This window comes from Streptomyces sp. NPDC027663 (genome assembly GCF_055566415.1).
The window spans coordinates 1-12,796 of sequence record NZ_JBVHSK010000009.1 but is presented as its reverse complement, the minus strand read 5'-3'; the positions used below and the strand labels follow the sequence as shown (position 1 = coordinate 12,796).

General features: G+C 66.7%; 12 protein-coding genes. 3 read left to right on the top strand and 9 right to left on the bottom strand.

Going from position 1 to position 12,796, the window contains the following annotated elements; translation table 11 throughout:
* Positions 1 to 81: 81 nt before the first annotated feature.
* The 9 genes from ACZ4SF_RS23385 to ACZ4SF_RS23345 all read right to left on the bottom strand — a co-directional run bounded on the left by ACZ4SF_RS23385 (position 82) and on the right by ACZ4SF_RS23345 (position 8,721).
* Positions 82 to 1,446 (bottom strand): aldehyde dehydrogenase family protein, encoded by a 1,365-nt coding sequence (locus ACZ4SF_RS23385; protein WP_468387627.1) that lies wholly within the window; start codon positions 1,444 to 1,446, stop codon positions 82 to 84.
* Positions 1,446 to 2,546, bottom strand: a complete 1,101-nt coding sequence (locus tag ACZ4SF_RS23380; protein ID WP_468387625.1) for a phenazine antibiotic biosynthesis protein — start codon at positions 2,544 to 2,546, stop codon at positions 1,446 to 1,448. The genes ACZ4SF_RS23385 and ACZ4SF_RS23380 overlap by 1 nt, the downstream gene beginning before the upstream one ends.
* Before the next feature lie 105 nt (positions 2,547 to 2,651).
* Positions 2,652 to 3,290, bottom strand: coding sequence for a phenazine biosynthesis FMN-dependent oxidase PhzG (phzG, locus tag ACZ4SF_RS23375; protein ID WP_468387623.1), 639 nt, complete (start codon positions 3,288 to 3,290; stop codon positions 2,652 to 2,654).
* A gap of 14 nt (positions 3,291 to 3,304) precedes the next feature.
* The gene (locus ACZ4SF_RS23370; protein WP_468387621.1) at positions 3,305 to 4,126 is read right to left on the bottom strand and encodes a PhzF family phenazine biosynthesis protein; all 822 of its coding nucleotides are present in this window, start codon (positions 4,124 to 4,126) and stop codon (positions 3,305 to 3,307) included.
* 11 nt (positions 4,127 to 4,137) lie between these two features.
* Positions 4,138 to 4,491: a hypothetical protein gene (locus ACZ4SF_RS23365; protein ID WP_468387619.1), complete on the bottom strand. Its 354-nt coding sequence runs from the start codon at positions 4,489 to 4,491 to the stop codon at positions 4,138 to 4,140.
* Complete coding sequence (locus tag ACZ4SF_RS23360) at positions 4,488 to 6,353, bottom strand: anthranilate synthase family protein (protein WP_468387617.1); 1,866 nt, start codon at positions 6,351 to 6,353, stop codon at positions 4,488 to 4,490. The genes ACZ4SF_RS23365 and ACZ4SF_RS23360 overlap by 4 nt, the downstream gene beginning before the upstream one ends.
* Complete coding sequence (locus tag ACZ4SF_RS23355; protein WP_467760770.1) at positions 6,350 to 6,973, bottom strand: isochorismatase family protein; 624 nt, start codon at positions 6,971 to 6,973, stop codon at positions 6,350 to 6,352. The genes ACZ4SF_RS23360 and ACZ4SF_RS23355 overlap by 4 nt, the downstream gene beginning before the upstream one ends.
* Positions 6,974 to 6,997: 24 nt before the next feature.
* Positions 6,998 to 8,164, bottom strand: coding sequence for a 3-deoxy-7-phosphoheptulonate synthase (locus ACZ4SF_RS23350; RefSeq protein ID WP_468387615.1), 1,167 nt, complete (start codon positions 8,162 to 8,164; stop codon positions 6,998 to 7,000).
* Positions 8,165 to 8,211: 47 nt separating this feature from the next.
* A complete protein-coding gene (locus tag ACZ4SF_RS23345; RefSeq protein ID WP_468387613.1) occupies positions 8,212 to 8,721 on the bottom strand; it encodes a PhzA/PhzB family protein in 510 nt (169 codons plus the stop codon).
* A gap of 337 nt (positions 8,722 to 9,058) precedes the next feature.
* Here ACZ4SF_RS23345 and ACZ4SF_RS23340 point away from each other — a divergent pair, with 337 nt between their 5' ends.
* The 3 genes from ACZ4SF_RS23340 to ACZ4SF_RS23330 all read left to right on the top strand — a co-directional run bounded on the left by ACZ4SF_RS23340 (position 9,059) and on the right by ACZ4SF_RS23330 (position 12,469).
* A complete protein-coding gene (locus ACZ4SF_RS23340) occupies positions 9,059 to 9,457 on the top strand; it encodes a transposase (protein WP_468387611.1) in 399 nt (132 codons plus the stop codon).
* A gap of 528 nt (positions 9,458 to 9,985) precedes the next feature.
* Positions 9,986 to 11,344: an FAD-dependent oxidoreductase gene (locus ACZ4SF_RS23335; protein ID WP_468387609.1), complete on the top strand. Its 1,359-nt coding sequence runs from the start codon at positions 9,986 to 9,988 to the stop codon at positions 11,342 to 11,344.
* A 12-nt stretch (positions 11,345 to 11,356) separates the two neighbouring features.
* Entirely contained in the window at positions 11,357 to 12,469 is a 1,113-nt protein-coding gene (locus ACZ4SF_RS23330) for a hypothetical protein (protein ID WP_468387607.1), read from the top strand.
* Positions 12,470 to 12,796: the final 327 nt, after the last annotated feature.

The following is a 12,796-nucleotide window of genomic DNA, read 5'->3' as shown; positions in this document are numbered from 1 at the left end:
GGAACGTCCCGGTGGCGAGCCGCCGCGGGCGACATCGGAACCGCGCTCACGGTGCGAACGTGAGCGTCGCCAGAACCACTTTCAGTTCCGGATGACACCCTTGTTCCGCATGAGGAAGTCGGCCAGGTAACCATCGTGCGGTACCGAGGGATCCATCCAGTGGGTGTGCCGGCTTCCCAGGTACAGGTTGCTGATGGTCGGCTCGCCGAGCAGGCGGTCGATGAGCTGGGTGTCGTGGGTCATCGCGTTGAGCACGAGCGTGTTCTTCAGCGGTTCCGTGCCGGCCTCGGGTGTCCACGGCGCGATCCACACGCACGGGAACGGCAGTTCCACGCCTGCCTGCGGAGCGGCCGGATCGTCGAGTTGGAAGACGGCGGGCAGCAGCGCGGCGCTCCCGTCCCCGAGTTCGCCCACGACGCCGTCGCCGCCGAGCCAGGGCCGGACGCCGGCCGCCTTCTTGAGCAAGTGCGTTTCGATAGCCTTGGCGACCGCGACCGGCTGTACGGGGACTACGGCCTTGTCATCCTCGGGCGGCAAGGGCGTCGCGGCGGACAACCGCGCCGCGACCGCCTCGGCGAGCGGAGTCGGGTCGCCCTCCACGAAGACGGCTGTCGTGTTCACGCATCCGGTCCCGCCGTGGCCGCTCACGGATGAGACGATCACGTCCAGGTGGTCGCGCCAGTCCACGTCGGCCGTGATGAGGATCTTCGACCGACCCGGCCCCTGCGGCAGCACCGTCGCGGCCCCGCCGTACTTGCGGGTCACCTCCTCGCCGCCATACACCATCCCCAGGTCGGCGCCGCGCAGAATGGCGTCGGCACCGGCGTGGTCGGTGGGCAGGAGCACCACCTGGTCGTCGGCGAATCCCGCGCTCCGCAGTGCCGCCACGAGCCGGTGCGGGGTGAAGGGATCGCGGCTCGACGGGCGGACCGCGACGCGGTAGCCCAGCGCCAGTGCCTCCGGCCAGATGCTGTGGGTGCCGGGATGGTTGCCCGCGGCGTGCACGGCGAACACGTCTCCGCGCCGTGTCCACACCGAACGCCCGGTCCGCGTCAGCGGATCGCGCCAGTTGTCGACCGCCCCCCGCGGGCGCGCGTACTGGACGCTCGCATGAGCCTTCGCCACCCGCTCGGCGACCGTCGTGGTCGCCGCGACGACGGAGGAGATCGGGACGCCACCGACCCTGCTGACAGCGTGTTGGTACTCCTCGACGGTCAGGCCGTCGATCGTCGCGGTCGCGAAGAGCTTGGCCGCACGGATCATCGCGTCGGCCCGTTCGTCGGCCGGCATGATGCTGCTCCGGCGCAGCGCCGCCATGGTGCGGTTGACGTACAACGGCGGCACGAGGCTCAGTTCCGCGAGGACAGTGCCTGCCACATCGGTGACCGTCTGTATGTTCCTGGAGCGGTAGGCACCCGTTGCACCGAGCGCGGGCAGGTCGATCATCAGTAAACCCCCTCGATGACGTCCTCGTCCTCGAAGACCCCGACCGTGGAGATGTCGGCGACCGAGTCCCCGACCAGGCCGTTCACCTGAGGAATCCGAGTGGCGAGGTCACGTTCCAGGTTGCTGGGCAGCAGGAAGGACTTGCTGACGTGGTTGACCAGCACCCGGCCCCGCTCTCCGTAGGACACCGGCTCGAGGTTCTTCGGGTCGACGACCGTGAAGGTCACGTAGGGGGAGAACGAGTCGAAGACACACGGATCGTCGACGGAGATCCCGGCGCGCTCGCCCGCGACCCCGATGATCATCGTGCTTCCGTACTCGCCGCACAGCGCGACCTCGGGGAACACCTCGGTCTTGAAGAGGTGCCGGGAGTCGGCGTCCATCTGAGTGCCTCCCCACCTGATGCACTTCACCCGCTCGTTCACCAGGGCGACCAGCTTCTCGTCCCTGGCCAGCCGTTCCAGCAGCGGGGGCGTGATGGTGAGCAGGCCGATGTCCTGCGTCCGCAGGACGTCGGCGGCCTGGTCGATGAGGTGCTGGGCGTAGGCGTCGACCTGCCCGAACTGACCCTCGGCGATGAGCCGCTTCACCCAGCGCGGATCGAGGTCGATCGTGAAGCCGTGGCGGCCGTGCGTCACGGCGTGCTGCCGGAACAGGGTGCCCACGACGTGCGGCCCGGTCGGGATGACTCCCAGCCAGTTCCCTCCGCGCGGCACACCGTGGCGGTCCAGGTTCGCGTTGCTCCAGCTCACCATGCGGTCAAGCCAGTCCCGCATCAGAACGACCCGCTTCGGAGCGCCGGTGGTGCCGCCGCTTTCGAAGAACCCGACCACGTCGGGCTGATTTCCGTATCCCCTGGGAATCAGGTCCTCGCCACGGACGTCACGAAGCTCCGCGGCCACGTTCGGGAAGAGCCGGAGGTCCTCGTGCGTCTTGACATCGGCTCGCGGATCGAAGCCGAGAGTAGCGGCTCGGTCCAGCCAGAACGTGCAGCCGGTCTCGGGATTGAAGTGCCACTCCATGGCGGCGCGGATGAACTCGTCCGGATCGGGCTGGACGTCGAACGGAAGATCCAGGATCTGGTCTGCGGTGAGAGGCATTGTCTCTTCCTCATGGAAAGGGTCGGGTGTGTCCGGGCACGACGACGATGCCGCCGAGGCCGTGAAAGGCGGTGGCGCCAGGAGGGTTTGTCGAAGGAGCGGGGACTACGGTTGCAGCCGGCTCGTACGCCACTCGAGCGAGTCGCGGTCATAGCGCAGCCTGCGGTGCAGCCGGTCCGAGCTCGCGGACCAGAATTCGACGACGTCGGGCTGCAGCCGGTAGCCGACGAAGAACTCCGGTCGTGGCTGGGGCTCCCCGGTCAGTTCCAGGCTGCGTGCCCTGGCGCGCAGAGCCTCGACATCCTCCAGCGGCTCGCTCTGCTCGGTGACCGTCGACATGGCGTGCAACGGAATCGGCCGGGCGGACCACAGGGCGTCCGACTCGGCGTCGGGCAGCAGCTCGACCGGACCGGAGACGATGATCTGCTGACCGGTCTCCCGCCAGTACAGCAAACCCGACGCCCACCCCGTAGCAGCGATTTCACGTCCTTTCTGGCTGCAGCTGTGGCTGCTGAACACCAGACCGAGGTCGGTGACATCGATGATGGCGACCACCCGGTTGGAGGCGCGGCCGCGGGAGTCCGCAGTGGCCAGCGCCAGCGCGGTGGGCTCGCGGACTCCGATTTCCCGTGCCTGGGAAAGCCAGCTGCGTACCAGCTGGAGAGGCTCCGCCGGCGGCTTGTCGTACTCGGGGAAGGGGAGGTCGACCTTCCCGCTGAGGGACTCGTATCCACTAGCGTCCATGAAAGGCCCCACCACTAGACATTGATTGTTCCCTCGGCAACCATGACGGCGTGCCCGCCGACGTGTACCGAGCTGATTGACTCGCCGACCCCTTCGGCGGTCGCCCTCATGACCGACGGGCGTCCCATTTCCACTCCCTGGGTAATTTTGATCTCTTGCCCGTACCCGGCGAACCCGTGTCTGGCGAGGTGAATCGCGAGAGGCCCGGCAGCGGAACCGGTCGCCGCGTCCTCGACCACGCCGTAGGCGGGGGAGAACATCCGCGTCCGCCAACCCCCGTCCGCCTTGGCGAAGCAGTTGGCGGCCATGTCGGGGAAGCGCGAGAGGGCGCGGTGATCCGGGTGGAGAGCGGAAAGCGCCTCGACGTCGCTCAACCCCACGAACACGTGACGCGGCCCGTTGTGGTAGATCTCGACCGGGGCCGTCGATGACCCGACCCCGAGTGCGGCCAGGAGCTCCGTGGCGAGATCGTAGGGCTTCGAACTGGGCACCGGCTGCTCCATCTGGACCCACGCGGCGCCGTCGCGGGTGCCCAGCTCGAACGGGATGGCACCCATAGCGGTCTCCAGCAGCAGCCTGTCGCGTCCCCAGGTCCGAGCGAGCGCGAAGGCTGTGCCGAGCATCGGGTGCCCGGCGAACGGCAGTTCGTTCACCGGGGTGAAGATCCTGATCCGTGCGTCGCCGTCCTGCTCGGCCGGCAGCACGAAGGTGACCTCGGAGAGGTTCATCTCCTTCGCGATGCGTTGCATCGTCTCACCGGTCAGATTCTCGCTGTCGAAGAAGACGGCGACCGGGTTGCCCAGCAGGGGCTCGCTGGCAAAAGCGTCTACGACCATGTATCGGTGCATTACCGGCGCTCCAGGGCTTGTGCCGGTACCGAGGGCCCGGCGGAGAAGGCGAGGCCGAGCGAGTCGATCCCCTCGGCCACCGCTGCGACGTCGAAGCTGGCGCGGTGGTCGGGTGCGTACCCGATCAGCTCGGCCGCCCGGTTGGGGGGCAGCTGCTGATCTGCCGGAACGTCCGAGTCCCACCACATGACCGCGCCCCAACGGCCGCGTTCACGGTCGGCGATCCACAGCTTCAGGCGCAGTCCCTTGACCTCGTGCCACGGCTCGACGGAGCCGTCACGAAGATCCTTCTCCAGGGATTCGACGGTCTGGTGGGACCTTGCCAGGTCCCACCAGACGACATCCACTCTCATCGGCCGAGCACCCCCTGTATCGCCTCTCTGATGATGCGCGGGCCGTCGACGGTGAGCACCGACTCGGCGTGGAACTGAACCGAGGCGAAGCCCGGCCCGCGTAGCGCGTTCACCTCGCCGGTCTCCTGGTCTCGGCTCACCTCGACCACGCCGATCCCTTCCACGGTTCGCTCGCTCACCGCGCTGTGCGCGGCGAACGTGTTGTAGAAGCCCACTCGTTCGGGCACGCCGAACAGTTCGATCTCACGCTGTACGCCCTGGTTGGGTACCTCGCGGCGGTGCAGCTCGAAGCCGAGCTTCGTGCTGAGCACCTGATGGCTCAGGCACACGGCCAGCATCGGCCGGCGACTCGCCAGCGCGGTGTCGATCGACTGCCGCAACTTGGCGATCTTGGGGTGGGAGGTCATCTGCGGATCTCCCGGACCGGGACCGAAGACCGTCAGGTCATAGGCCGCCACGTCGTACGGCTCGTCGAAGCGGCGGACCTCCACGGACAACCCCAGTGACCGCAACTGCTGGTCGAGCATCGCGGTGAAGGTGTCCTCCGCGTCCACGACCAGTGCCGTCATGCCGTCGAGCGAGGCCTCGGCCGACGGGCGGTCATCCTTGTCCCGGAGCCAGAAGTCCGCGATCCCCTCGTTGCGGCGCTCCAGGGCGGCGCGGACCTCCGGGTTGGCCGCGTAGCCGGATGAACGGTCGGACTTGAGCGCGTTGAGCAGGGTCGCCAGCTTGATGTGGGTCTCGGCGGCCTCAGCCATCGGGTCGGAGTGGCGCACCAGTGTGGCCCCCACGGAAATGTTCATCCGGCCGCCGGGATCGATGTCCGCCGTCCGGATCAAGATCGCCGAGTCAAGTGTCTGCTGTCCGGCCGCGTCCCGTCCGATCAGCGCGGCGACCCCGCTGTAGTAGCCGCGTCCTTTCGGCTCGTAGCGCGAGATGACCTTGGCGGCGCTCTCCAGCGGGCTCCCGGTGACGGTCGGGGCGAACATCGTCTCGTGCAGGACCTCGCGCACATCGCGGCTGGTCCTGCCTTCGATCAGGTATTCGGTGTGCGCCAGCCGCGCCATTTCCTTCAGGTACGGCCCGTGGACGCGCCCCCCGTCATCGCACAGCCGGGCCATCATCTTCAGTTCCTCGTCGAGGACCATGTAGAGCTCGTCGGTCTCCTTGGTGTCGGCGAGGAACTCCATGACCCCCTGCAAGGTGGGGCCGCCGGACGGATACCGGTACGTGCCGCTGATCGGGTTCATCACGGCCGTGCCGCCGGCGAGCGAGACGTGGCGCTCCGGTGTCGCACCGACGAGAGTGTTGCGGCCGGTGTGGATGATGAAGGTCCAGTAGGCCTTCTCCTCGCGCTCCAACAGCCGCCCGAAGAACGACAGGGCGCTGGTCAGCGAGTAGTCGCCGATGTCCGCGACGAACGAGCGCTTCATCACGAAGTTGGCGCCCTCGCCGGTGCCGATCTCCTTGGTGACGATCTGGCGCACCATCTGCGCATAGGCGTCGTCGTCCACGTCGAAGTGTCCGTCGGTCAATTCCGTCGGTACCTGCGGGAAGCCGGCGAGCGCTTCGGCAACCGGCACCGTGTCGCGAGCGGTGAGGCTCATCCCGAGCAGGGGCGTGGCGTCGTCCCGCGCGGCGAAGCCGCGATCGGCCAGCTGCCGGTAGGGGACGAGCACCAGCGTGTCGAGCGCGGGACCCGGCCCGGAGTCGTCGGCCAACGGGATGTCGTCCAGCGACTTGTACTCGGTCACCTGGCCGGTCAGGACGTCCAGCGTGCCGGGGGAGCCGCTCTCGGGACGGTGGATGATCGCGAAGGCGGGGAGTTCCAGCGCGAGAACCTGCTCAAGCAGGGCGCTCATGCGAGCACGTCCTCGGTTCGGACCACCATGGCGCAGCACCGTGCCGCGTATTCGAGGGTCATCTTGTGGCGGTCTTCGGAGAAGTCGCCGAGCGCGTCGGCGACCAGGAAGGGCTGGATGTCGTTGGAGAACGCCTCCAAAGCGGTCGACAGCACACCGATGTGCGCGTAGACGCCGCAAATGATCAACTGGTCACGCTGTAGCGCGCGCATGCGCTGCAGCAGCTCCGACCCGAAGAACGCGCTGTAGCGCCATTTCGTGCTCACCCAGTCGTCCGCGTCGGGTTCGAGTTCGGGGACGACCGCGCGTTCGGTCTCGTCAGTGCGCATGCCGGGGCCCCAGAAGTCCTTCAGGAGCCCACGCTGCCGGTCCGTCATCCCGCCGGGCTGGGCGGTGTAGGCCACCGGCACCCCCAGCGCTCCGCAGCGCTTCTTGAGGTCGGCGATGTTACTCACCAATTCGCTGCGCATGCCGTCCTCAAAGGGCTTGAGGAAATAGCTCTGCATGTCGTGGATGAGGAGCACCGCCCGATCCGGGTCGACGGTCCAGCGCACGGTGTTTTCCGGCAGCGCATCCCTCGGCGGCAGTCTGTAAGGCGCGATCGGCGGTATTCCCGTCATCACAAGGCTCCCTCTCTAGGAATCTCAGTACTCGGACCACGCCGAGACCACCTTGATGGCCTGGGGGGTGTTGAGTCGCGGATCACACAGGCTGGTGACGGGGCCCGACCCCAGCTCGGCCGTGTCCAGCACGCACTCGGTCACGTCGTCGGGGGTCGCCTCGAGGTGAAGCCCCCCGGCCGGAACCCCCGCCAGGTCCAGGACCCGCCGGAAGCCGCGGACTTCCCGGGCGACGGTTTCCACGAGCCGGTACTTGGTGCCGTCAGCCGCGCAATCGGTGTTCCCGTGCATCGGGTCGCTGAGCCAGACCACCGGGTGCCCGGCCGACTGCACAGCCTCGACGAGCCGGGGCAGCCTGTCAGCGACGAGGTCGGCGCCCATGCGCACGATGAGTGAAAGCCGGCCCGGCTCCCGCTCCGGGTCCAACCGGTCGCACAGCTCGACGATCTCGCCGGCGGTCATCGACGGGCCGACCTTGCAGGCGACCGGGTTGGCCACCTGGGCGAGCAGTGCGACGTGCGGGCCGTCGACCTGCCGGGTCCGCTCGCCGATCCACGGCCAGTGGGTGGAGCCCAGCAAGTGCCGACCGCCGTCGCGCTCTCGGAGCATCGATACCTCATAGTCCAGAAGCAGCGCTTCATGGCTGGTCCAGACAACAGGCCCGTCAAGCCGAGGTGCTGACCCGACCCACCCGAGCTGCGTCGTGATCTCCCGCGCCGCCATGTAGCCCGTGAGCATGCGCAGTGGATCGGGACGCCTGCTCTCGTGGGTGGGCTCCGGCCCGTTGATCATGTGCCCGAAGAAGGACGGCAGTTCGCCATCGCCGAGTTTTTCGACCTGGCTGGAGCGGGGCTTGGAGAACTGCCCTGCGATCCGCCCGACCCGCAGCGTGTGCTTGCCGGTGGCGGTCTCCAGGTTCTGGGCGAGCAGATCGATGAGTCCGGTCTTGCCTTGAATGTGCCCAGCGGTGCACTCGGCTGGGTCCTCCGCACAATCCCCGGCCTGTAGCACCTGCATCTCGCCGGTGGCGACGCGGGCCAGGTGGGAGCGGAGGTTCTCCACCTGCGCCGCGGTCACCAGCGGTGTGACGGATGACAGCATCGCTCGTACGAGCTCGACCTGTGAGGGATTGTCCCATTCGGGCTGATGGCGCGCCTGGGCCCTATCGATGTCGGCAAGGATGTTTCCCATAACGACCTTCTCCGTTGATTGATAAGAAGACGCCCGGCGAACGGCGTTCAGGTCGGTATGTCGGCCCGCTTGACCTGAGGGACGGCGATGCCCAGAGCCCTGAACTGCTGGCAGGGGTTCATGAACTCGCGCTGGCGCTTGATCTTCCCGTTCTCGAACAGGAAGGAGTGCAGGAAGTGGTTGCGGTAGTGGCCGTCGGGATAGTCGGGGAAGCGGATCGTTCCCTCGCCGTCGCATTCGACCCAAAACTGGTTGGGGTCCTGCGTGTCGAAGATCTCGACGTTCGTCCAGACCCAGTCGGGGAAGCACTTGAGCGACCATTGGCCGTGGTCACCCAGTCGGTCTCTGCCCGTGATGACGATCGGCTGCCCAGTTTCGGTCGTCCAGAGACCACCGGTGCCGTCTTCGGTGAACAGAAGGTGCCGACGCAGGCGATCCTCCCCGCGGGTATTCATGTACTGCTCCACGATCGCACGGTTGCTCGCTCGCAGTTCCGCGTCGCCGCGGGACCTCGACAACGTATCGGTGGTTTCAGCGGTGCCGGTGATGTCGGCCATTGGCTCTCCTGTAGTGCCGAAGTAAAGCGGGATCACCGCGCGCACAAGGGCAGACCCAACAAGTCATGACGACGCCGAAAGAGCACAATCATGCATTGGTTCATGAGATTTTGTTGAACCCCCCTCCCGCGCTCGGCGGGTAGGCGGAATCTTGTTCATACCGTGGCTGGTTCGGGAAGCCCATCACCGCTGTCTGGCCGAAAAATTCCAGCCGGTATCACCGTCTGATGGATCTGCTCCATGGCGGGCGCGACTCTGCCTGAGTACTCGTAACACGATCTTGTGGCTGTGGGCTGGTGGGCCGTGTCCGGTGTGACGATTCGTCCGTTGTGGTGGTGTGAGTGCACCGTGGATGGTCGATGACGAGCTGTGGGCGCTGATCGAGCCGGTCCTGCCGCCGTGGCCGGAGCGCTCCCCGGGACCGCGGCCGGTGGACGACCGGCTGTGCCTGCAGGGGATCCTGTTCGTGCTGTTCACGGGCGTCACGTGGCAGCAGTTGCCGCCTGAACTGGGCTTCGGCTCGGGGCAGACCTGCTGGCGCCGGCTGTGCCGGTGGACGGAAGCGGGAGTGTTCGATCAGGTCCACCGCACACTGCTCGCGGAGTTGAACGCGGCCCGGCGGATCGACTGGACGCGCGCCTGCGTGGACTCCTCCCACGTGCGGGCGCAAAGGGGGGTGCCGGGGTTGATCCGTCGCCGGTCGATCCCGGCAAGTCGGGCAGCGAACACCACCTGATCCGCGACGGCAGCGGCACGCCGCGGCATGCGCCCTCATCTACTGACGCTGGATCAACAAGCCGACACCATGATCGCGTTACGAGCTCTGAGCCCCGATCCACCGATCGGGGCTCAGGGCGACGGCCAGTCGACCGTCCGGGAGCCGACCCGCCTGCCTGCCGGCCGGCCTGCACTCCTGTCCTCTGTATGAGGGGACGCCCTCGCCTACTACCGGCAGCCCGGAGCTCCGGCCCGGCACCGGTGCCCGGACACGTGCCGCCGGCCTGGCCGCCGGCGCGCGCTGGAGCCTCGCATCCGACGTGAATTTCGGCCACGCGAGCCGCGCTCGATGGAACGAACAAGCCAATACTGCGCCACGTACGGTGGCCAAACCTATGGGGCACTTATGTTCGCGGTGCGCACCGCACACCTCGATGATTTCTATATCGAAGGATTCGGGAAACTCTCGCCCGAGCATCGGCCGCGATCACCCATATATTGCATGACTGCCCCACACAAGACACTTGCCCAACCGGAAGGAATTCCAGTGAAGCGTATCGGTGAACATGCGGTGGTGCTGGGAGCGAGTATCTCGGGTCTGCTTGCCGCCCGGGTGCTCTCCGAGGCATTCGACCGGGTAACGGTGGTAGAGCGTGACCAGCTGCCGGAGGGGGAGCGGACTCAGCGGCGAGGTGTGCCGCAGGGCCGCCACGCTCATGGCCTGCTCTCCAAGGGTGCGAAGATCTTCGAGGAGCTGTTCCCCGGGATACTCGACGACTTCGTTGCCGGTGGCGCGCCCGTCATCGACGGACCTGCCGAGCTGCGGATGAGCTTGGGCGGGCACTTGTTGTGCATGGACGGCGAGTACGCCGATCTGTCCCGCACCTACCAGCCGAGCCGGCCGCATTTGGAGAGTCGGCTCCGCGCCCGGATCGGGGATCTTGCGAAGATCAAGATCATCGACGAGTGCCAGGTCACCGGCCTCGAGACCACCTCGGACAAGGGCGCTGTCACCGGTGTGCGTGTCAGGTACGTGGGCAGCGGCTCTGAGGATGTGATCCCCGCCGATCTGGTGGTGGACGCGACCGGCCGGTCTGGACGGACCACCAAGTGGCTGGTCGAGATGGGATACGAGCCGCCGCTCGAGGAGCGTATCGACGTCGACATCATGTACACCAGCCGGTATCTGCGGCCGGCCCCTGGTTCGATGGGCCGTGAGAAGGTCGTGATCATCGGGCACGCACCGGGGAGCCCCAAGGGCGCGGAATTCCTGGAGGAAGAGGACGGCCGCTGGGTCCTGACGCTGATCGGTTACCGCGACCACCATCCGCCGACCGACCCGGCCGGGTGGGTGGAGTTCGCCAGGCCGTTGGTTCCCGAACACGTCTTCGCGGCGATCCGCGACGCTGAGCCGCTCAGCGAGATTTCCGCGCACCGGTTCCCGGCGAGCGTGCGCCGTCGCTATGAGAAGCTGACCCGATTCCCGCGCAGGCTGCTGGTGGTGGGCGATGCGATATCCAGCTTCAACCCCATCTACGCCCAGGGGATGACGGTGGCCTCGCTCCAGGCGATGGCGCTGCGTGACTCGCTGAGCGGTGACCTGGATCAGGTCGCACAACGATTCTTCCGCAAGGCCGCCAAACCCATCGGCGTCGCCTGGAAGATGGCGACCGGCAGTGACCTGGCCCTACCTCAGATCGAAGGCCCGAGGCCACTTCCCGTGCGGCTCATCAACTCCTACATGGACAAGGTGCTCGCCGCAGCCGAAACGGACATGGTCGTGACCGAGAAATTCCTGAAAGTCCAGTACTTGCTCGAACCGCCGACAACATTGTGCACCCCGGGCATCATGTGGCGCGTTTTGACGGGAAATCGCCGGCGGCGCTTCCCGGCACACACCAGCTAATGGAGGTAACAAATGCCCGTCTCCATCGCCGACAAAATCCTTCGGCTCTCCCTGACCACGTTCCCGTTCATTGACGCGTCGCAGTTCTTTCCGGCGCTCTCGACGTACAAGGTTGACAGGGCCTTCGATCTCGCCGAGTTCGAGGGGGCCATGAAGCACTTCTTCCGGGGGAATCCGCTCTTCTCCAAGTGCCACCTGGTGGAGCTTACCTTTGACACTCCCGAGGATTTCCCCCTATCGTCCTTCCAAGGGCTCCTCGCGGAAAAGTACGAAAGCTACTACGACAGCTTTCTGCTCGCCTCCGTCACCTATCGCTCCGACCCGCACCTGCAGGGCATCTTCACGTGTATTCCGTTTCCGCTGCAGGACGGATACAAGGTTTTCCGATTCCACCAGGCGCTGATGAAGACCCTGAAGACTCGGCAGGACGGCTTCCAGATCGCCCAAGGCCTCGCAGAGCTGGGGATCCAGGCCGATGAGCTGGCAGAATTCTTGCCGCCCGCTCAGACTTCGCCCTCCGGTGCGAGCAAAGAACTCCCCGTCACGTTCACCGAAGGCTCTGCCTCGCCGGTCAAGATCGGCCCCTTCCTGGAAAAAATGAGGGCGGATTTCCTTGAGCGCGACAGCGCAAACATGTTCGTCCTCAAGAACAGTCTCTACTCGCCGAAGCTGCCCCTCGGCAACACGCTTCGGTTTCTGACGGTGCCGCGAAGCGTAATCGCGCAAAGCACGGGAATCCAGATCCGTGACTACTATCGCGCCGAGGAGCAGCGGCAGATAGATGCACTGTCTCGCGTCGAGCGGCGAGAAGACTTCATTGAAGCCGGCCAGGCCCGAATCGGGAAGATGATTGCCACGCCCGACGTCTTCGCCGTCAACAACTACGGCAACGTATCGGCGCACGACGGCTCGGACGCCCATGCGGACCGAGGCACGCTCGTGAAGTACGAGTGGCATATGCCGCTCATCGTGCTGGGACTTACCGTGGGCGAGAGGTCCGGACTCTCGTGGACGATCACCATTCGCGACAAGGCGTTCAACTTTTCGACGGTCCGTCGAACTTCCCCGCAGGATGACATCGCCAAGGCGGCTACCGGAAGCAATCCGGCAGCGTCCGTCGCATGAACCGCCGGTGTGCCGCTAGTATCTGCATGCTGCGGCGGTGACGTGCAGGAACGAGGGGTCTGAGGCTCGGCCTCGGAGTAAAATAACTTGACTATTCGTGAAAAACTCGAAGATTTCACGAATAATCAAGGCCCGCTCGTCTTCTACCGGTCGGGGGGGGGGGGGGGGGGGGCCCCCGCCCCCCCCCCCCCCCCCCCCCCCCCCCCCCCCCCCCCCCCCCCCACCACCCCCCCCCCCCCCCCCCCCCCCACCCCCCCCCCCCCCCCCCCCCCCCCCCCCCCCCCCCCCCCCCCCCCCCCCCCCCCCCCCCCCCCCCCCCCCCCCCCC